This window comes from Primorskyibacter marinus (assembly GCF_003313245.1).
GTDB lineage: Bacteria > Pseudomonadota > Alphaproteobacteria > Rhodobacterales > Rhodobacteraceae > Primorskyibacter > Primorskyibacter marinus.
In genome coordinates, this window is record NZ_QJSD01000013.1 from 76,678 (window position 1) to 96,051 (window position 19,374).

Consider the following 19,374-nt stretch of genomic DNA (forward strand, 5'->3'; position numbering starts at 1 on the left):
GCATGAAAACCTTGATCGCGACCTCACTGCTTGCCCTACTGGCAGCGTCTCCGTCCTTGGCCAACAAGGCGTTTGTGTCGAACGAGCGCGGCAATACCATCACCGTGGTCGATACCGATACCTGGGAAGTGATTCAGGAATTTGACGGCGGCAACCGGCCCCGCGGCATCACGCTTAGCCCCGACGGCAGCAAACTGTATGTCTGCGCATCCGACGACAACCTGGTGCGGGTGTTCGATACCGAAACCTACAGAGAGCTGGAAAGCCTGCCTTCTGGCCCGGACCCGGAACTGTTCGTCATCGATCCGACCGGTCGGCATCTCTACATCGCCAATGAAGATGACAACCTTGTCACCGTGACCGATACCGAGACGCGCACCGTTCTGGCAGAGGTGCCCGTCGGCGTGGAACCCGAAGGCATGGCAATCAGCCCCGATGCGAAATGGGTGGTGAACACGTCAGAAACGACGAACATGGCGCATTTCATCTCGACCGAGGATTACAAGATCTACCATAACGTGCTGGTCGATCAACGGCCGCGCTACGCCCAATACACCGATGACGGCACAAGGCTGTTCGTCTCGGCAGAGATTGGCGGCACGGTTTCCGTAATGGATATTGCGCCGGACGGCACGCCGACGCTGGTGGAAAAAATCAGCTTTGAGGTGCCGGGCGTGCTGCCCGAATGGCTGCAACCCGTGGGGATCAAGATCACCAGCGATGGCAGCCGGATATTCGTGGCGCTTGGGCCAGCCAACCGTGTTGCTGTGATCGACGGCGAAACGCTGGAGGTTCTGGACTATATCATCGTCGGCCAACGCGTCTGGCAGCTGGATTTCACCCCGGACGAGGCGTTCCTGCTGACCACCAACGGCAATTCCAATGACATTACCATCATCGACGTCGCCGCTGAAAAGGCGATCAAATCGGTGCAGGTTGGCCAGCAGCCCTGGGGCGTGGTCGTGACCCCTAACTGAAGGAGATCTACATGAAACTTCTGTCTGCCGCCGCCTTGGCCTGCTGCCTTTCGGCACCGGCCATTGCCGCACCGCTTTGTGACGATCTGGGTTTTGCCGGGTTGCTGGCCTCTTGCAACCGTGGCGAGCCGATCGAGCTGACGCTCGCATCCGGGCAACCCCTGGGCGAAGACGTGACCCTGCAATCCGGCGCGTATTACAAGATGAACATCACCGCTGATGGCTCTGCCGAATTGGCACTGACGGGATCAGAGTTTTTCCGCGCGATCTGGATGAACGAGATCGTCATCAACAAGATCGAGATCCGCCCGATGGCGATCGATTCCATCGAGTTTGACGACGAAGGAACTGCCGAGCTGTCCTTTATCGCCATCAAGCCCGGCACTCATATCCTGCGCATTCCCGGATCGACCGGCGAGTCGCAACAAATCCGTATCAGCATCCAGTAATTCAACGAAAGGAACGACCAATGACCCGTATCATCGCACTTGCACTTGCCATAATTATCGGCACATCCTCCCTTGCCGAAAGCCACGAGATCCCGCAGGAAACCGTGGATCAGATCACCGCCATGTTGACAGAAATGAACTGTCAGATGGACCCTGATGACATTGAGATGGAAGATGACGGTTATGAGCTGGACGATGTCATCTGCGAAGGCGGAAATCAGTTCGACATCGAACTGGATGCAGATCTGAACGAGGTCGGACGCCGCGCCGAATAAATGCCGTTTCCGCGACCACGGCCCAATGGTCTTGGTCGCGGAAACGATTAAGATAGGCTAAACGGTCTGATAACCGAAATGCCACTTGGGAGTCTGTCATGTTCCGATCCATCATCCGCAGGGGCGCATGTGCTTTGCTTGCCCTCAGCCTGACGGCCCCTGCCTTCGCACAAGACCTTCCCAAGTTGCGCGCTGCGGTCCTGAAGATCGGAACGGTCAACTGGGAACTGGCGACCATCACCGGAAACGGCTTTGACAAGGCCCACGGCTTTGAGCTGGAGGTCGCCCCCTATGCCGATAACGGTGCCACCCGCGTCGCTGTCGAAGGCGGAGAGGCCGATGTCGCCGTGGCGGATTGGATCTGGGTCGCCCGCCAGCGGGCCGCCGGGAAGGACTATGTGTTCGTGCCATATTCCAAGGCGGTCGGTGGGCTGGTCGCGCCAAAGGACAGCGATGTGACCTCCCTGAAGGATCTGGCTGGCAAGAAGGTCGGCATCGCTGGCGGCCCGCTCGATAAATCCTGGCTGATCCTGCGCGCCTATGCGCAGCAGGAATATGGCATGGACCTGAAGGGCGAAACCGAGCAGGTGTTCGGCGCGCCGCCGCTGATCTTCAAGGCCGGTCTGGGCGGGGAAGTCGCGGGCGCGGTTAACTTCTGGCATTTCCTGGCAAAGATGAAGGCCGCCGGAATGGAAGAGGTGATCTCGGTCGAAGAGGCCGGCAAGGCGTTGGGTCTGAACACTGACACGCCGTTGCTTGGCTACTACATGAAAGAAAGCTATCTGGCGGATAATCCGGGGATCGCGCAGGCGCTTTACGATGCCAGCCGCGATGCCAAGGACCTGCTAGCCAGTGACAATGCCGCGTGGGAGGCCGTGCGCCCCAACATGAATGCCCAGACCGACGCCCAGTTCGACCAGTTGAAGAGCGACTGGCTTGCAGGCACGCCGGCGCGCGGTCCGGTTGACCTTGACGGGGCAAACAAATTGCTGGCGCTGATGAACGATCTTGGCGGTGCCGATCTGGTGGGGGAGGCCACCACCGTTCCCGCTGGCCTGTTCGCAGACCTCGAATAAAACAGATCGCCCGATGAACGACTCGTCTGCGGCCACGTCAATCCTGTCGATCCTCGGGCTTTTCCTGCTTTGGATTGTTTGCGCGGCCCTCACGGCGGACCCCACAATCCTGCCGCAACCATGGACCCTGATCGGCCCGGCGGCACAGCAACTCAAATCCGGAGAGTTGCTCTATCATCTCGGTGCCACTTTGCTGCGGGTGGTCTGGGCATTCGCCCTGGCGATGGGCATCGGTATCGCGCTGGGGCTGGCAATGGGCCGTTCGGACAGGTTGAACCGCTGGCTTGATCCGTGGCTGGTGATCTTTCTGAACCTGCCAGCGCTTGTCCTGATCGTTCTGTGCTATCTCTGGATCGGACTGAACGAAACGGCCGCGATCATTGCCGTCACACTCAACAAAATCCCCAACGTCGCAACTGTTATCCGCGAAGGCGCACGCGCGCTGGACCCGGACCTGGAGGCGATGGCCCGCGTCTACCGGATGAGTTGGACCGCGCGTATGCGCCATGTCACCTTGCCGCAACTGGCCCCGTTCATCACAGCGGCCGCGAGATCCGGTATCGCAGTGATCTGGAAGATCGTGCTGGTGGTCGAATTCCTGGGCCGCTCCAACGGGGTCGGATTTCAGATACACCTTTACTTTCAATTGTTTGATGTGACGATGGTGCTGATCTACGCCCTGTCGTTCATCGCCGTCATGCTTGCGGTCGAGTGGCTTCTGCTTCAACCGTGGGAGCGCCGCATCCGCCGATGGAGAACCGCGTGATCCGGGCTGACATCACATCGAAATTCTTTGGCAAACAGCAGGTGCTGGGTTCAATTGAATTTGCGATCTCTCCGGGTGAAACCGTTGCGCTGGTCGGCCCGTCCGGGATTGGAAAGTCCACGATCTTACGGATCATGGCGGGTATCGACACGCAGTTCGAAGGCACCGTCACACGCCCCGACAACATGGCGATCGTGTTTCAAGAGCCAACCTTGCTGCCATGGCGCAGCGCATTGGACAACCTGCTGATCCCCCGTCCGTCACTGGGGCGCGAGGCCGCGCGCGCCGCAATGGACCGCGTTGCCCTTTCGGGGCGCGAGGATGCCTTCCCCGGCCAGCTTTCGCTTGGGCAGCAACGGCGGCTGGCACTGGCGCGTGCGTTTGCCGGGTCGCCGGAATTCCTGCTGATGGACGAACCTTTCGTGTCATTGGATGCCGAAACGGCGGAACAGATGCTCAGCCTGACCGAAGCGCTGATCGCCGAAGCAAAGCCGGCGACCCTTTTTGTCACCCACGCCCGCTCTGAAGCCGACCGTCTGGCAAGCCGGATCCTTGAGCTAAGCGGAACGCCAGCGAGGCTGCTCTGTCATTAGGCTCTGGCCCAGCCGATTAAAAGACAGCGTTAAAAAGACGCCATTTCCTGCAAAGTTGAGAACGCGAAGATCGACACACTGCTGGCCGAGCAAATGGCGGATATGTCCAAGCAGCGCGCGGATGCCGCGCTGCGTGGTCGTTTGAAGCGCCGACATCCGGGCGGCAACATTCTGGATAGCGTCGGTTGCATTTTCTAATGAAGCGAGAAAGCTGACGGACGACGTCAGTCAATGTCAGGAAGGTAGAACGTCAGCAATCCCAGAAACAAGAGCGCCGAGAGATAGCCGAACACTTGCTGCATGCCGATCTGGTCCGCGAGCGCCCCGAGTGCGGCAGCGCCAAGCGCGCCGATTCCGAAAGCGAAACCGAAGACGAATCCCGAAACCATTCCGACTTTCTGCGGCAGCAGTTCCTGCGCAAAGACGACAATTGCCGAAAAGGCAGAGGCCAGAACCAGCCCGACAATAATGCTTAGCACGACGGTTCCCAGCAGGTTCGCATGCGGCAGCATCAGCGCAAAAGGCAGCGCCCCCAATATCGACCCCCAGATTACCTTTCTGCGTCCAATACGATCACCGACAGGACCGCCAACGAAAGTGCCCACCGCGACCGCCCCCAAAAAGACAAACAGAAGGGTCTGTGCGTATTTGATCTCAAGCCCGAACTTTTCGATGAGAAAGAAAGTATAGTAGCTCTTGTATGTTTCGACATAGACGAACTTGCTCAGCAGCAGGGCACCGATGATCGCGAAGGAAATAATCAGACGCTTTCGGGGGAGTTGTGGAAGCGTGATCTCGGGTGTGCCAGCGGTTCTGACAATCCGCTGATGGTTCGTGAACCACTGGGCGACCCAGATCAGGATGATGACTCCGATTACAGCGAAAAGTCCAAACCAGACGGTACTGACCTGACCCAAGGGGAGAACGAACAAGGCAGCGGCAAGAGGTCCAAGAGCTGTTCCAGTATTGCCCCCGACCTGAAAGCTGGACTGTGCAAATCCGCGTTTGCCACCGGACGCCATGCGACACACCCGCGATGCTTCGGGGTGAAACAGGGCCGACCCGACCCCCAGAACAGTCGCCGCAACCAGCAATAGCATGAACGAGTCCGCCGTCGCGAGCATCACCACACCGAGGGCCACGATCATCATGGACACCGCCAGCGTGTAAGGTTTGGGTTTCAGATCTCCGTACAGGCCCATGACCGGTTGCAATATGCAGGCTGTGATCTGCTGTGCCAGCGTCAGAAGACCCAACTGAAAATAGTTGAGCGAATATTCGGATTTGAGAACCGGATAGAGCGCGGGCAAGAGAAACTGGATCAGGTCATTGATCAGATGCGATCCGCTCACCGCCAGAATGACCGAATACGATGTCGGCATCAAAGTTGTTTTTTGTATGGTCATTCGAACGCTCGGCTGTGTTTAGAGGGCGCGGTCCATGCTGTAGGCTGCGGCCATTGGGTTTGATCTGCATAATGGTGTATCCGACGCAGGCTTTCGCGCCAGAACCAACTCTAGTATACTGTAGAAAATCTACAGGATTGATATGTTGACATCGCGCCGCAACTTGCCTCCGCTCAACGCATTGCGTGCGTTTGAAGCTGCCGGACGGCAATTGAACTTCCGGGCGGCGTCGGATGAGCTAGGTGTCACGCAAGGCGCTGTGGCCCAACAGATACGGTTGCTGGAAGAGCATCTGGGCATTCCTCTATTCCAGCGAATGCCGCGCGGCGTAGCGCTGACGCCGCAGGGGGCGAGCTACCTTTCGGAAATGACCCGTGCTTTTGACACGCTTTGCAAGGCAACAGCTAGGCTTCACAATCGGGCCGATGCCGTGACGATCAGCGTGACCCCGACATTTGCGACTAAAATCTTGATCCCACAGCTTTCGTTGCTGAAATCTGCCTTGCCGGGAGTAGAACTGCGCACAATCGCGACCGAGGCGGTCTCTGATTTTGATCGAGATCAGGTCGATATTGCCGTGCGCCAGACCCGCCCGCCTTTCGGCGCTTCGCAAGAGGCTCATCTGCTCTTTCGCCACGATCTTGTTTTGGTGGCCAGCCCGCATTTGTTGAGCCAACATCAGAATCGGCTGACGCGAGAACAGATCGGCAGCCTGCCATTGCTGCACGATTCGTACAATCATTGGCCACGGTTCTTTGGCATGGTCGAGGCGCTACCCGGTGCGGTATTCAACCAGACAACACTCGCCCTTGATGCGGCTTTGGCAGGTCAGGGGGTGGCTATATCTTGCCGTGCTTTCGTTCAGGCAGATCTTGATGCGGGACGCCTGACCGAAATTTGTCCCGCAGGCTTCTCAGCCGGCTCCGATTTCTATCTTGTTCGAAAACGGTCATCACATCTGCGCGAAACCGTTGATGCCGTTTGGGCATGGGCTGTGAAACATTGGACGGTTTCTGACTCGTTGTCGCTATCCCGGCAGGCCCCGCCGACCCAGCGCGAGGGCCTATCGAAGAAAACGTGAAGACCGCTGGTGCGACGGAAACCGTTATAAATGTCAGTGAAAATCGGGCCCGCAGAGTACGTCCCGTCATAACGACCGTCGTTCTTTACCAGATTCCCTGCCTTTATTCTTCGGCTAGCCGCATAATCCGGATCAAATCCGGCCCGACCTCGAACAAGGGCCAGCGAGAAACGGGATAAGTATCTGCGAATATTGGTCGGAGTGAGAGGATTCGAACCTCCGGCCCCTGCCTCCCGAAGACAGTGCTCTACCAGGCTGAGCTACACTCCGACCGTAGGGCGCGGATTAAAGAAACGCCACGCGTTTGGCAAGGGTTTACCCACGTTGTTTCGCGCGGCGCAGCATATGGGTAATCCGGAACGTCGCGGCTGTGGCCCCGCGCGAACGGGTGCGAAGCACGGGGGTGTTTTCGGATTTCCCGCCGCGGCTTTCCCTGAATACGATGTAAAGCCCCGAGACGATAATGACCGACGTGCCGATGATCGTGGCGCGATCTACCGACTCGCCGAACAGCAGGTATCCAAACAGGGTTGCCCAGATGATCTGCGAGTATTGCATGGGCGCGACGATCGCCGCCTCGGCATTTTTGTAGGCGGCGATCAGGCACAGGCCAGCAACAAAGCCGAACAGAGAAATCACCCCGATGCCCCCAAGGTGCAGCAACGGCATGGGCTGATAGACGAAGGCCAGCAGGACCGCCATCACGATGAAGTTTGCAGCCATCGGATACAGCATCAGCACGACCGAGCGTTCCTCGCGTCCAATCTTGCGCACAATGATAGAGGCCAGAGCACTGAACATAGCCGCGGACATGCCCGCCAAATGGCCCAGCGTCAGTTCCGTCGTGCCGGGCCGCAAAACGATGAAAACACCCGCAAGCCCGATGATCACGGCAGCGCCACGATGCAGTCCGACCTTTTCACCCAATAGCGGTATGGACATCAGCGTGATCAGCAGTGGTGCCGCAAACAGGATCGCATAGGTCTGCGCCAGCGGTAGCACCGAAAACGCATAAAAGGCCGACATGCCGGTGATGACCGTGCAGACCGTGCGCAGGGCGATCCACCAAGGATGCACCGGACGCAGATTGCCGTGGGTTTGATCCCCGATCAGCATGAAGCTGACCAAAGGAAATGACATCAGCGTCGAGAAAAAGATGATCTGGAACGGGGAATAGGTCGCGCCGAGGTATTTGATGACGACGTCATGGGTAGCATAGACCGCAAAGGCAAACAACGCGTAGAGCAGACCTTTCAAGTTCATCGGACCGGCTCTCCTGCAACTGTTCGTTCCCTGGGAGTGTAGTGGCACCTGCGTGCGAAACCGGGTGCCACTCATTTGTTCGTTTTGTCGGGTCGATGCCTAGAGGCTGGCATCCAATGCAGCCAGAATAGCATCACCCATTTCACTTGTCGTGACCGGTGTCACGCCGTCTTCGCCCAAAAGATCGGCAGTCCGAAGACCATCGGCCAGAACCTTTTCGACGGCTTTTTCCAACCGGTCGGCCTCGGCCCCCTTGTCGAAGCTGTAGCGCAGCGCCATCGCGAAACTGAGGATACAGGCGATCGGGTTGGCCTTGCCTTGTCCGGTGATGTCAGGTGCCGATCCGTGCACGGGTTCGTACAAGGCCTTGGGCCGACCGTTTTCCATCGGCGCACCAAGCGACGCAGACGGCAGCATCCCAAGGCTGCCGGTCAGCATGGCCGCGGCATCCGACAGCAGATCGCCGAACAGGTTGTCGGTCACGATCACGTCGAACTGCTTGGGCCAGCGGCAAAGCTGCATGGCACCGGCATCGGCATACATATGGCTAAGCTCGACATCCGGATACTCGGTATCGCCGATCTTCTGGACGACCTCGCGCCACAGCACGCCGGATTCCATGACGTTGGCCTTCTCCATCGAGCAGACCTTGTTGCCGCGCCGCCGGGCCAGTTCGAAGGCAGAGCGCGCGACGCGCTCGATCTCGGATTCGGTGTAACGTTGGGTGTTGATCCCGACCCGCTCGTTACCCTCTTGGATGATGCCGCGGGGTTCGCCGAAATAGATGCCACTGGTCAATTCGCGCACGATCATGATGTCCAGGCCCGCGACCACGTCCCTTTTGAGCGATGAGAAGTCGGCCAGCGCGTCGAAACACTGCGCGGGGCGCAGATTGGCGTAAAGATCCATTTCCTTGCGCAGGCGCAACAGGCCACGTTCGGGCTTTACGCTGAAATCGAGGTTGTCATAGGCGGGGCCGCCGACAGCGCCCAACAGGACAGCGTCCACTTCCTGCGCGCGGGCCATGGTTTCATCGGTCAACGGGGTGCCATGCGCGTCATAGGAACATCCCCCGACCAGACCTTCGCTGACGTCGAAAGGCAGGTCGCGCTTTGCGCCGTACCAGTCGATGATGCGGCGAACCTGGGCCATGACTTCGGGGCCGATGCCGTCGCCGGCGAGGATGAGAAGCGAAGGGGTGCTCATGGGCGTTGTCCTTTGGTCGATGCTTTACCCATCGCCCTACCCATTGCCGTGAGAAGGGTCAAGAAATGAAGGCTGGACGCGGCGCAGGAACTGGCGATTGCCGGCTCTGCGTGACGACCAGGCGCAGGGAACAGAAGCCACTTGTGCAGGCCCGATATGCAACGCGCATTTTGATCCTGTGGGCCAGGACCGTTTCACCGGGAAGGATCAACATCGATCCAGACCAGCTTGTGCGGAATGGGTGCGGCGGTCGTTTCTGGCGGGGGCCAAACAACACCGGAGCCGATGATCTGCATATCAGAGGGCGGCAACACATAGCTGACCCGCATGTCGCCGGGGTCCGGCTCGGGCCAATCGACCGTGTCTGCCGCAGCGTCGCCCTGACGCGATGGATGCGTCGGGCGCGGATCCTGAAAGCGCCGGTCGGCCAGAAGGCGGCGCAATGCGTCCTTGCGACCTGCGCCCTTTGCCGGGTCGGTGTTGGCGTCGCCGATCAGCGCAAAACGCCCCTTTGGTGGCGGGATGGAAAGCAGCCCGTCAAGCCATGCGAGCCAAAGCGCGGTTTCATCATGGTTGCGCCGACCGTTGCGATCCTCTGGACCGTCGAAAACCGGTGTCGTGGCATGATACATGAGAATCCATAATGGGCCGCCGGTAACATCCAGCGGAACGGCCCAGTGACCGACGGAGCTGAGGCGCTGAATGGCGGCGGCCTCTTGCGATAACTCGGCACCGTGGATCTGCGCGTTCGGGACGTCACGCCACAGAAGCGTGCTCAGGTCCAGAGCGCCGTCCAGTATCGGCACACGCGACAGCAACGCCATGCCCCCCTGGCCAGAGAACTCACCGTAACCTTGCGCGTCTCGGGGGCCGCCGAGACGCCGATCGCCATCCAGGTCCAATCCCGTAGCCGTGCCGGAATTGGGGCGCAGCGCAAAGCGATGAGGCATTGCGTGGCCCGCGACGGCCAGCTTTGCCTGAAATGCCGCCAAGGCTGCATGTCCGGCGTCATAGTCGACATCCGTCAGAACCAGAATGTCGGGTCTGGAGGCGACGACACCATCCAGCACTGCGGTGATCTGCGCATCCTGTCCTTTCAGTATGTCGCGCAGCAAAAGACCGGGGCCTTTTCTGGACAGCGGCGCGTGCCAGGTGGCCAGTCGCAGAGGCTCGGCAGAGGCATGGACGCCCGCACAGAGGCCAAGGGCAAGGCACATGCACAGGATGAGGTGAGGTGCGGGCAGAAACGCTTTTGACGCTCGGCGTTGATCGCTCTGCCGATGCGTAAAGCAACGACGCCGTAAAGCGCCATGTTTCGAGGCGGCAAAAGCCATGTGATATGCGCTCGTCAAGATGTGCAAACGGGCAGAGCCGTCCAACGTGAAAGCCATGAGGGCCGATCTACGAAACGACCCAAAGCAGGAATGGCAGAAGGAGCGCTAAGAACAGGTTAATTTCCGTAATCTGGCGTGCTCTTTGACGGTGCCCGAAAAAATGCTGTCTGTAATGGCGACGAAAGCGGGTGCGGACAGAAAAAAGGCACCGCTTACAAAAAGCGGTGCCAGAATTGTCAGGGCGATTGCAGGCCGAGGTTCGGCCTGGAAATCAAACCCAAGGGCGTGCCTGAGACGCAGCGGCCTCAAACGTGTCGATGGCTGCCGCTTTTTCCATGGTCAACCCAATATCGTCCAGCCCTTCGATCAGGCAGTGCTTCTTGAAACTGTCGACTTCAAACGAGAAGCTCTCGCCATCCGAGGTGGTGACGGTCTGGTTTTCCAGATCGACTGTCATCCGCGCGTTAGCCCCCTTCTCGGCATCTTTCATCAGCACATCGACCGCCTCTTGCGGCAGTACGATCGGCAAGATGCCGTTCTTGAAGCAGTTGTTGTAGAAGATATCGGCAAAAGACGTCGCGATGATCGACTTGATGCCGAAATCCTTCAACGCCCATGGCGCATGCTCGCGCGATGACCCGCAGCCGAAATTGTCGCCGGTGACAAGGATTTCTGCGTCGCGATATTGCGGCTTGTTCAGCACAAAATCGGGAATCTCATTGCCTTGCCGATCAAAGCGCATCTCATCAAACAGGTTCACACCCAGACCTGACCGCTTGATCGTCTTCAGGAACACTTTCGGGATGATCATGTCCGTGTCGATATTGACCAGCGGCATGGGCGCCGCGATGCCGGTGATGGTCGAAAATTTTTCCATGTCTAGCTCCTTGGGCGGCGGACGGTTTCCGTGCCCGTTCCGATGTCAGCGTTTCTTGTTCATCCGGGCTTCGATCCGGTCTCTTACGTCACCCTTCACTGTGCGCAGGAAGAAAGCGAGCAGGACCAGGCTGGCACCATTGAACAGCAACTCAATTCCTAGCAGCACCCCCAGAAGCCCAAGAGCCACCGCAAAGAAATTGGCGGTGATGTATCCTGCGAGCAGGACCGAAACAGCGCCCGAAATCAGCATCGGCCAAAAGAACTGCGTCCGGCGCATCTGATAGGCCGTGATCAGGCGGAAGATTCCGCTTGCCGCAAACAGGACGGTGACGAGGATGGATAGTGTGATCGTGCCCTCGAACGGCTGAAACGCCAACGAAAGGCCCAAAAGCAGCATAAGCGCGCCGAGCCCGATGCCCAGCAACTTGCCCCAGATATGTTCCTCGCCGATTCCGGCATATATCTGAAAGCCGCCGGAAAGCACGAACAATATGCCTGCCAAGGTTGTGACCGCGATCGATGCGGCAATCGGATTGGCCAAAACGAATATCCCGAACGCGATTGAGATCACGCCGAAAACGAGCCATTTGACCCAGAGTTTCATCGCCAAGTTTCCTTTTCTATTCCGCCGTAATTTACATCATATCGCGCACATCGGTCAGATGACCGGTGATCGCGGCGGCGGCGGCCATGGCAGGTGACACAAGATGCGTGCGGCCCTTATAGCCTTGGCGCCCCTCGAAGTTGCGGTTCGAGGTCGAGGCACAGCGCTCGCCCTCGGACAGCTGGTCGGGGTTCATCGCAAGACACATCGAACAGCCCGCGAGGCGCCATTCGAAACCGGCCTCTTTGAAGATGTCGGCAAGGCCTTCTTCTTCGGCCTGCGCCCGTACAAGGCCAGAGCCAGGCACGATCATGGCGCGCATGCCGTCCTTGATCTTCTTGCCCTTCAGGATGGCGGCGGCGGCGCGCAGATCCTCGATCCGGCCGTTGGTGCAGGAGCCGATGAAAACCGTGTCGATCTGGATGTCGGTCAGCTTCTGGCCGGGGGTCAGGCCCATATACTCCAGCGCGCGTTTCGCCGCTTCGACCTTCCCGCCCTGGAAATCCTCGGCGGCGGGAACGTTGGCGGAAATCGGCAGAACGTCCTCGGGCGAGGTGCCCCAGGTCACGACAGGCTCGATCTCTTCGCCCTTGAGGGTCACAACCTTGTCCCAATGCGCGTCCTCGTCGGAAAAGAGCGTTTTCCACCAGGTCAGGGCGGCCTCCCACTGCGCGCCCTTGGGGGCGTGGGGGCGGCCTTTGACATAGGCATATGTGGTCTCGTCCGGGGCGATCAGGCCGGCGCGCGCGCCGCCTTCGATGGCCATGTTGCAGACGGTCATGCGGCCTTCCATCGAAAGGTTGCGGATTGCTTCGCCGCAATATTCGATGACGTAGCCGGTGCCACCGGCGGTCCCGGTCTCGCCGATGACGGCGAGGGTGATGTCCTTGGCGGTCACGCCGGGTTTCAGCTTGCCGGTGATCTCGACTTTCATGTTCTTGCCCTTGCGCTGAATCAGCGTCTGGGTGGCCAGAACATGTTCAACCTCGGATGTGCCGATGCCGTGGGCCAGCGCGCCAAAAGCGCCATGCGTGGCGGTATGGCTGTCGCCGCACACCACCGTCATGCCGGGCAGAGTCCAGCCCTGTTCGGGGCCGACGATATGCACGATGCCTTGGCGCACGTCCGACACAGGGTAATAGTGGATGCCGAAATCTCGCGCGTTCTGGTCGAGCGCAGCGACCTGGATGGCGCTGTCTTCGGTCATGTTGGCAGGATCTTCGCGGCCCGCGGTGGTGGGCACGTTATGGTCCGGCACCGCAATGGTCTTGTCCGGCGCGCGGACCTTGCGGTTGGCCATGCGCAGCCCTTCAAAGGCCTGCGGGCTGGTCACCTCGTGTACAAGGTGGCGATCGATATACAAAAGGCAGGTGCCGTCTTCGGCCTCGTGGGCGAGATGGGCATCCCAGATCTTGTCATAGAGGGTCTTGGGGGACATTGGTCCTCTCCGTATTGTCAGGCGGAATGTCGGGTCGAATTCGGGTGCCGTGGCAATGGCCACGGACTCATCGGTCATACAGACCTATAGCCGGGCCAGCACCGTATGTGTGGCACCGAAGAACCGTTCGCGCAGGCGGGCACGGTCGCAGATGTCAAATACCAGTTTCATATGCCGGGAGATACAGGCGCAAGCCGAGTCTATCAAGAGGACATTGCCGGGAAAACCTTGCGTGCCTGCGCACGGAGTGGCAGGCTGACCTACTCTTTACATGTATTCAAGGATCGTGATGGAGCCAGAAATCCCGACCAACACGTCTGACCTGGTGGCACTGGGGCAGACATTGCTGTCCCGGACCGAAGCGCTTTTACACAAACTTCTGCTGCCCTGGAATGTCTACCAGTTGGCAATCGCGGTGGGGCTGTTTCTTCTGGCGACCCTGGCTGCGCGCGTGGCGCGCCCCCGGCTTCACGATTGGATGCGGGCGCGAGAAGGCTGGCCGAAATGGCGCATGCGGCTGCTGGTCATCGCCCATAGACGATTGCGCATGATAATCTTCGTCGCCGCAATCTCGCTTGTGGTTGTGGTGATGAGCGAGGTCACCTGGCCGTCGCGATCTTATCTTCTGAGCATCATTGCCAACCTGTCCGCCGCGTGGCTGTTTATTGTTTTCGCGACGCGGCTTATCGGCAACCCGCTTTTGCGCTCGGTGGTGAGGTATGGTGCCTGGACATGGGTGACGCTAAGCATTCTCGGCCTGACGGACGAGGCCCAGCAGGTCATGGAAGGCGCATCGGTAAACGTCGGAGAGACGCGCCTGTCGCTTTGGTTGCTGGTACAGGCCGTGGTCATGCTTGGCGTGCTGATCACGTTGGCGCGGTTTGCGGCGGCAACCATCACCGCGCGCATCCGGGCGAACGAGGATATTTCGCCGTCCATGCAGGTGCTGGCGGTCAAATTCCTTCAGGTCGTGCTGTTCGGGGCCGCATTCTTCATCGGGCTGCGGCTGGTCGGGGTGGACCTGACCGGCCTTGCGGTCCTGTCCGGTGCAATCGGTGTGGGTCTGGGTTTTGGTCTGCAAAAGGTCGTGTCGAACCTTGTGTCGGGAATAATCATCCTGCTGGACAAGTCGATCAAGCCCGGTGACGTGATCAGCCTTGGGCAGACGTTCGGTTGGATCAACTCGTTGGGAGCACGCTATGTCAGCGTGGTGACGCGGGACGGAAAAGAATACCTGATCCCCAACGAGGACCTGATCACCGGGCAGGTTGTCAACTGGTCCCACACCAATGACTTTGTGCGCCTGGACATATTTTTTGGCACTGCCTATGGCGACGATCCGCACGAAGTACGGAAGCTGGCTATTGCTGCGGCAAAATCAGTCGATCGCGTGTTGAGCAGCAAGCCACCAGTTTGTCACATCGTGGGGTTCGGCGACAGTTCGGTCGATTACATTCTGCGCTTTTGGATTCGTGATCCAAGGATGGGTCTGACCAACATTCGCGGCGACGTCTACTTGGCCTTGTGGGACACGTTTAATGAAAATGGTGTGTCGATACCCTTTCCGCAGCGCGAAGTCAGAATGCTGGAGGATGATGAAACCAACGATGGTTTGGACTTGGACGGTGGTACGGGGTCTGAACCGCACTGACCTTTGCGCGCCGGGTGGTTCGCCTCGTCAGTGGCCTGAAGGCCGCTTCCTCGGCGAAGCCCGCGTGCCCGCGGGCAACGCCGCGCTCCTGACAGGGTTTGGGTTCGCGATGCGTTGCGTCTGTTCTCAGAAAACTTTCGCTGAGGGAGATTCAACAACGGCTGTGTCATTGAGATTTTGCATATGCGGTGCTATCTATGAAAAGAACCCGGCACCGGAGTAAGGCGGTGCACAGACAGCAAGGAGGACGATGTCCTGTCTCTTGGTACTGACGCGGCACATGCCGCCGATCACGCGGCACCCATTGCGGGCAGCCATTCGGCCATGACGAGTGAAGAACTCCTCACTGCCATTCTGGAGTCGCTTGAAAACAGCAAAGCCGAAGAGATCACGCAGATTGATTTGCGCGGCAAGACGGCCATTGGCGACTACATGGTTGTCTGCTCAGGCCGCTCTTCTCGGCAGGTTGCCGCGATTGCGGAACGGTTGATAGACACGCTGAAACAGGATCTTGGTCGGGCGTCCCGTGTCGAGGGCAAGGAAGCCGGGGACTGGGTGTTGATTGATACCGGTGACGTGATCATTCACGTTTTTCGTCCAGAAGTGCGTGAATTCTATCAATTGGAGAAGATGTGGCAAAGCCCCGAGGGCAGTCACACCGCGCGTAGCTGAACCATGCGCGTCCAATTATGCGTGGTGGGTCGGCTCAGGGCCGGTCCCGAACGTGACCTTATCGACGACTATCTGAAACGGTTTGACCGGACAGGGCGAGGGCTTGGGCTTGGTCCAGCCACTGTTTGCGAAGTCGAAGATCGCAAAGGTGGCGGCATGGCGGCCGAGGCGGTTCTTCTGAAGCGGGCAGTGCCCTCTGGCGCGCGGTTGTGCGTGTTGGACGAGCGCGGGAAGATGGTCAGCTCTCCGGCATTTTCCGATATGTTGTGCAACTGGCGTGATCAGGGCGCGCAGGATGTGGCTTTCGTCATCGGTGGCGCGGATGGTGTTGATCCTGCATTGCGCGGATCAGCGGATGCGGTTCTGTCATTGGGAAAAATGGTATGGCCGCATATGTTGGCAAGAGTGATGTTGGCTGAGCAGATTTATCGGGCGGCGGCGATTGCGGCCGGAACGCCATATCACAGAGGCTGAGGTCTTGCGCGCGGTGATCCGCGCGCCAGGGTTCCCTTTGTCAGGGACCTGAAGGCCCCTTCCGCAGAGAAGGCCGTTGGCCGGTGCGTCGAAGCCATGGAGGGTCTTCGAGTTTGCTCAGCTAGAGGCGTAGACCAGCAGAAGCACACCAAGGATGATCCGGTAAATCACATAAGGCGTGAAGCTGACGGACCGCAGGAGGCGCATCATCAGCCAGAGTGCTGCCAGCGCGGCGACGAAGGCCATTGCGGCAGCGATTGCGCCGTCACGGGCGGCGCTAGCGTCAGCGGTGACGGCAACCTCAAGTCCCAGAAGTGTTCCCGACGCGAGGATCGTGGGAATTGACATCAGCATAGCGATCTTTGCGGCATCGAGGCGGGCATAGCCCATCCGTCTGGCGCCTGTGATGGTTATCCCGGAGCGGGAGGTGCCGGGGATCAGCGCAACGGCCTGCCACAGACCCAGTTTAACGGCTTCCATCGGAGTCCAGTCGCCTGTGGTTTTGCGTTCCGCGCCGGTCTTGTCAGCCCACCAAAGAACCAACCCGAAAATCAGCATCGTCCAGGCAATCACCTTTACGGAGCGCAGGAGATCGTCCAGCCCGGTCAGTTTCATTGCCAGCCCGGCGAAGATGACTGGCAGTGTCGCAATCGCAAGGCAGAATGCCAACTGCGCGCCCGGCGTATCAATGCGCCCGCGCAGTAAGCGACCGGTTCCGTAAAGTGCGTCGCGCACATCCGGCCAGAAATACAGAACAACTGCAAAAAGTGTGCCGACATGCACCGCCACGTCGATAACCTGCCCCTGATCCTGCATGCCGGTTAGGCTGGGCAGCAGAATCAAGTGTCCGGAGCTTGAGACCGGCAGAAATTCAGTGACGCCTTGGATCAGCGCCACGAGCATGAGGTGAAAGAGGGGCATTTAGGTGTCTCGTATAAGTTATAATACGACTCGTATAAGGGTTTGCTTTCCCTTGGAAAGTGCGAATTTGGGTCCGGATCGTGACTCATTTATCAGAAAAAATCCTAAAAAAAATGCCCAGAGACAGGAATTTTTGTATATAGGTCAGCAATTGTGCCTTTTATTGCGAAAGAAGCTTGCGTAGAAGGGCGGGGAGGGTGAACTGGGAGTCGGGACATGGCTGAGCAGCCGATGCTGAAATTCGTGAAGATCGACCGGGTGATGCCGGAGAAGCGGGACGCGGAGGCGCGCAACCATGACTTCGACGAGATCTATGCCGAATATGCCGACGCGAAGGCGAAAGAGCAGTCGAGCCGGTGCAGCCAATGCGGCGTGCCCTATTGCCAGAGCCATTGTCCGCTGCACAACAATATTCCGGACTGGCTGCGTCTGACCGCGATGGGCCGTCTGGAAGAGGCCTATGAGGTCAGTCAGGCCACCAATACCTTTCCTGAGATCTGCGGTCGCATCTGCCCGCAGGACCGCTTGTGCGAAGGCAATTGCGTGATCGAGCAGTCGGGCCACGGCACCGTAACCATCGGTGCGGTCGAGAAATATATCACCGACACCGCCTGGGAAAAGGGCTGGGTCAAGCCGATCACACCGGTTGCCGAGCGCGAGGAAAGCGTCGGCATCATCGGCGCGGGCCCCGGTGGGCTGGCCGCGGCGGATGTGCTGCGCCGTGCCGGTGTGCAGGTCACGATATATGACCGCTACGACCGCTCTGGCGGGTTGCTGACCTATGGTATTCCCGGCTTCAAGCTGGAAAAAGACATCGTCATGCGCCGCAACAAGCAGCTTGAGGATGGCGGCGTGACCTTCGTGCTGAACTGCAATGTCGGCGAGGATATTTCCTTCGACGCGATCCGTGGCAAGCATGACGCGGTGATTATCGCCACGGGTGTGTACAAGACACGCGACCTGCAAGGGCCGGGGTCGGGGGCCGAGGGGATCGTGCGGGCGATCGACTATCTGACCGCGTCCAACCGCAAGAGCTTTGGCGATGATGTGCCGGAATTCGACTCGGGCGAGTTGAACGCCCAAGGCAAGAAGGTTGTCGTTATCGGCGGGGGCGACACGGCAATGGACTGTGTGCGTACCGCGATCCGTCAGGGTGCGGAAAGCGTCAAGTGCCTGTATCGGCGTGATAAAATCAATATGCCGGGATCGCAGCGCGAAGTGCAGAACGCCGAAGAAGAGGGCGTTGAGTTTGTCTGGCTGACCGCGCCCAAGGGCTTTAGCGGCGATGCCGTCGAGGGCGTCATGGTGCAGAAGATGCGCCTTGGTGTGCCCGATGCCACCGGCCGTCAGGCCCCCGAGGTGATCGAGGGTGCCGACTATGTCGAGGATGCCGATCTGGTCATCAAGGCGCTGGGCTTTGAACCCGAGGATCTGCCGCAGCTTTGGGGCACAGACGGTCTGGAAGTGACGCGTTGGGGCACGATCAAGGCAGAGTTCACCTCTGGCGCGACCAGCCTGCCGGGCGTCTTTGCGGTGGGTGACATCGTGCGCGGCGCAAGCCTTGTGGTCTGGGCCATCCGCGACGGGCGCGATTGCGCCGGCGCGGTGCTGGAACAGCTTGCAGGCGGCGTGGCCGTCGCGGCCGAGTGACGCCAAGGATTGGGGCCTTTGGGGGCATTTGTACCTGTTATTTGTACAAATGCCCCTGACCACCATGGTGCGCTGTAAAAAGCCACAAAGGTCAGCGTTAGTGACCTATTAGGTCTGGATCGTTACGAAAGGGTAAAGACATGGAAAAGCGAAAAGGTCAGTGCATGTGCGGCGCGGTTCGCTTTTCCGCGCGTGTCGATCCGGCGAAAGTGCATGTCTGCCACTGCGAGCAATGCCGCCGCTGGGCAGGCTCTGCGCTGTTCGCGATCAGCGCCGCCAAGGATGATGTCGTGATCGAGGATACGGGTGCTGTCCGCAGCTTTCGGTCGTCAGACTGGGCCAGCCGCAGCGTGTGCGGCACCTGCGGATCGGCCCTGTGGTATCGTTACGACGAGGGCCAGGACGGCGCGGGCGATTTCGAGATCGCCATTGGCTTGCTGGAGGATGCAAGCGGTCTGGCGCTGGAACAAGAGATTTTTGCCGATCAATGCCCGGATTTCTGGGCGATACGCGGCGATCACGGGCGGCTGACCCGGCAGGAAACACTGGCGCTGTTCGGTGCCGACACGGCTGGCACCTGATTGCGGTGCCTGCGTGAAGATTGAAGCAGGCGGAAACGCGGGCAGCCCCCGCACCGCCTTGGGTATTTGGGAACCGGA

20 protein-coding genes and 1 tRNA gene are annotated in these 19,374 nt (G+C 59.2%); 12 read left to right on the plus strand and 9 right to left on the minus strand.

All coding sequences use genetic code 11. The features are described from left to right. Positions 1 to 2 precede the first annotated feature (2 nt). The 6 genes from DMZ65_RS14585 to DMZ65_RS14610 all read left to right on the plus strand — a co-directional run bounded on the left by DMZ65_RS14585 (position 3) and on the right by DMZ65_RS14610 (position 4,136). Positions 3 to 977, plus strand: coding sequence for a YVTN family beta-propeller repeat protein (locus DMZ65_RS14585; protein WP_116599617.1), 975 nt, complete (start codon positions 3 to 5; stop codon positions 975 to 977). Positions 978 to 988: 11 nt separating this feature from the next. After that, entirely contained in the window at positions 989 to 1,426 is a 438-nt protein-coding gene (locus DMZ65_RS14590) for a cupredoxin domain-containing protein (RefSeq protein WP_116599618.1), read from the plus strand. Positions 1,427 to 1,446: 20 nt separating this feature from the next. Next, positions 1,447 to 1,701, plus strand: a complete 255-nt coding sequence (locus DMZ65_RS14595) for a PepSY domain-containing protein (protein WP_116599619.1) — start codon at positions 1,447 to 1,449, stop codon at positions 1,699 to 1,701. Between the two features lie 98 nt (positions 1,702 to 1,799). Then, positions 1,800 to 2,777 carry an ABC transporter substrate-binding protein gene (locus tag DMZ65_RS14600; RefSeq protein WP_116599620.1) on the plus strand — a complete coding sequence of 326 codons (978 nt, stop codon included), beginning with the start codon at positions 1,800 to 1,802 and terminating at the stop codon, positions 2,775 to 2,777. Positions 2,778 to 2,790: 13 nt separating this feature from the next. Continuing rightward, positions 2,791 to 3,543: an ABC transporter permease gene (locus DMZ65_RS14605; RefSeq protein WP_116599621.1), complete on the plus strand. Its 753-nt coding sequence runs from the start codon at positions 2,791 to 2,793 to the stop codon at positions 3,541 to 3,543. After that, positions 3,540 to 4,136: an ABC transporter ATP-binding protein gene (locus DMZ65_RS14610; protein ID WP_232825004.1), complete on the plus strand. Its 597-nt coding sequence runs from the start codon at positions 3,540 to 3,542 to the stop codon at positions 4,134 to 4,136. The genes DMZ65_RS14605 and DMZ65_RS14610 overlap by 4 nt, the downstream gene beginning before the upstream one ends. A gap of 224 nt (positions 4,137 to 4,360) precedes the next feature. Here the strand turns inward: DMZ65_RS14610 and DMZ65_RS14615 are convergent, their stop codons facing one another. Continuing rightward, positions 4,361 to 5,542, minus strand: coding sequence for an MFS transporter (locus tag DMZ65_RS14615; RefSeq protein ID WP_116599623.1), 1,182 nt, complete (start codon positions 5,540 to 5,542; stop codon positions 4,361 to 4,363). A gap of 142 nt (positions 5,543 to 5,684) precedes the next feature. Here DMZ65_RS14615 and DMZ65_RS14620 point away from each other — a divergent pair, with 142 nt between their 5' ends. Then, complete coding sequence (locus tag DMZ65_RS14620) at positions 5,685 to 6,623, plus strand: LysR substrate-binding domain-containing protein (RefSeq protein ID WP_116599624.1); 939 nt, start codon at positions 5,685 to 5,687, stop codon at positions 6,621 to 6,623. 193 nt (positions 6,624 to 6,816) lie between these two features. On the opposite strand, the gene DMZ65_RS14625 is transcribed toward DMZ65_RS14620, so the two are convergent. The 7 genes from DMZ65_RS14625 to leuC all read right to left on the minus strand — a co-directional run bounded on the left by DMZ65_RS14625 (position 6,817) and on the right by leuC (position 13,347). After that, positions 6,817 to 6,893: transfer RNA gene (locus DMZ65_RS14625), tRNA-Pro, on the minus strand. Between the two features lie 45 nt (positions 6,894 to 6,938). Then, positions 6,939 to 7,886, minus strand: a complete 948-nt coding sequence (locus DMZ65_RS14630) for a DMT family transporter (RefSeq protein WP_116599625.1) — start codon at positions 7,884 to 7,886, stop codon at positions 6,939 to 6,941. A 99-nt stretch (positions 7,887 to 7,985) separates the two neighbouring features. Then, the gene (leuB, locus tag DMZ65_RS14635) at positions 7,986 to 9,092 is read right to left on the minus strand and encodes a 3-isopropylmalate dehydrogenase (protein WP_116599626.1); all 1,107 of its coding nucleotides are present in this window, start codon (positions 9,090 to 9,092) and stop codon (positions 7,986 to 7,988) included. 194 nt (positions 9,093 to 9,286) lie between these two features. Next, on the minus strand, positions 9,287 to 10,426 hold the full coding sequence (locus DMZ65_RS14640; protein ID WP_232825005.1) for an endonuclease/exonuclease/phosphatase family protein: 1,140 nt from the start codon (positions 10,424 to 10,426) through the stop codon (positions 9,287 to 9,289). Positions 10,427 to 10,697: 271 nt separating this feature from the next. After that, positions 10,698 to 11,303 (minus strand): 3-isopropylmalate dehydratase small subunit, encoded by a 606-nt coding sequence (gene leuD / locus DMZ65_RS14645; protein ID WP_116599628.1) that lies wholly within the window; start codon positions 11,301 to 11,303, stop codon positions 10,698 to 10,700. A gap of 45 nt (positions 11,304 to 11,348) precedes the next feature. Continuing rightward, the gene (locus tag DMZ65_RS14650; RefSeq protein ID WP_116599629.1) at positions 11,349 to 11,909 is read right to left on the minus strand and encodes an HdeD family acid-resistance protein; all 561 of its coding nucleotides are present in this window, start codon (positions 11,907 to 11,909) and stop codon (positions 11,349 to 11,351) included. 31 nt (positions 11,910 to 11,940) lie between these two features. Continuing rightward, on the minus strand, positions 11,941 to 13,347 hold the full coding sequence (gene leuC / locus DMZ65_RS14655) for a 3-isopropylmalate dehydratase large subunit (protein ID WP_116599630.1): 1,407 nt from the start codon (positions 13,345 to 13,347) through the stop codon (positions 11,941 to 11,943). A gap of 289 nt (positions 13,348 to 13,636) precedes the next feature. Between leuC and DMZ65_RS14660 the strand changes: the two genes are divergently transcribed. The 3 genes from DMZ65_RS14660 to rlmH all read left to right on the plus strand — a co-directional run bounded on the left by DMZ65_RS14660 (position 13,637) and on the right by rlmH (position 16,144). Continuing rightward, on the plus strand, positions 13,637 to 14,998 hold the full coding sequence (locus DMZ65_RS14660; protein WP_116599631.1) for a mechanosensitive ion channel family protein: 1,362 nt from the start codon (positions 13,637 to 13,639) through the stop codon (positions 14,996 to 14,998). A 324-nt stretch (positions 14,999 to 15,322) separates the two neighbouring features. Further along, positions 15,323 to 15,670 (plus strand): ribosome silencing factor, encoded by a 348-nt coding sequence (gene rsfS / locus DMZ65_RS14665; RefSeq protein ID WP_116599632.1) that lies wholly within the window; start codon positions 15,323 to 15,325, stop codon positions 15,668 to 15,670. Between the two features lie 3 nt (positions 15,671 to 15,673). Next, positions 15,674 to 16,144, plus strand: coding sequence for a 23S rRNA (pseudouridine(1915)-N(3))-methyltransferase RlmH (rlmH, locus tag DMZ65_RS14670; protein ID WP_116599633.1), 471 nt, complete (start codon positions 15,674 to 15,676; stop codon positions 16,142 to 16,144). Positions 16,145 to 16,261: 117 nt separating this feature from the next. Here the strand turns inward: rlmH and DMZ65_RS14675 are convergent, their stop codons facing one another. Beyond that, the gene (locus DMZ65_RS14675) at positions 16,262 to 17,065 is read right to left on the minus strand and encodes an undecaprenyl-diphosphate phosphatase (protein WP_116599634.1); all 804 of its coding nucleotides are present in this window, start codon (positions 17,063 to 17,065) and stop codon (positions 16,262 to 16,264) included. Positions 17,066 to 17,281: 216 nt separating this feature from the next. On the opposite strand from DMZ65_RS14675, the gene DMZ65_RS14680 reads away from it, so the two are divergent. Next, positions 17,282 to 18,715, plus strand: a complete 1,434-nt coding sequence (locus DMZ65_RS14680; protein ID WP_116599635.1) for an NAD(P)-dependent oxidoreductase — start codon at positions 17,282 to 17,284, stop codon at positions 18,713 to 18,715. A gap of 140 nt (positions 18,716 to 18,855) precedes the next feature. Next, entirely contained in the window at positions 18,856 to 19,296 is a 441-nt protein-coding gene (locus DMZ65_RS14685; RefSeq protein ID WP_232825007.1) for a GFA family protein, read from the plus strand. The last annotated feature ends 78 nt before the right edge of the window (positions 19,297 to 19,374 follow it).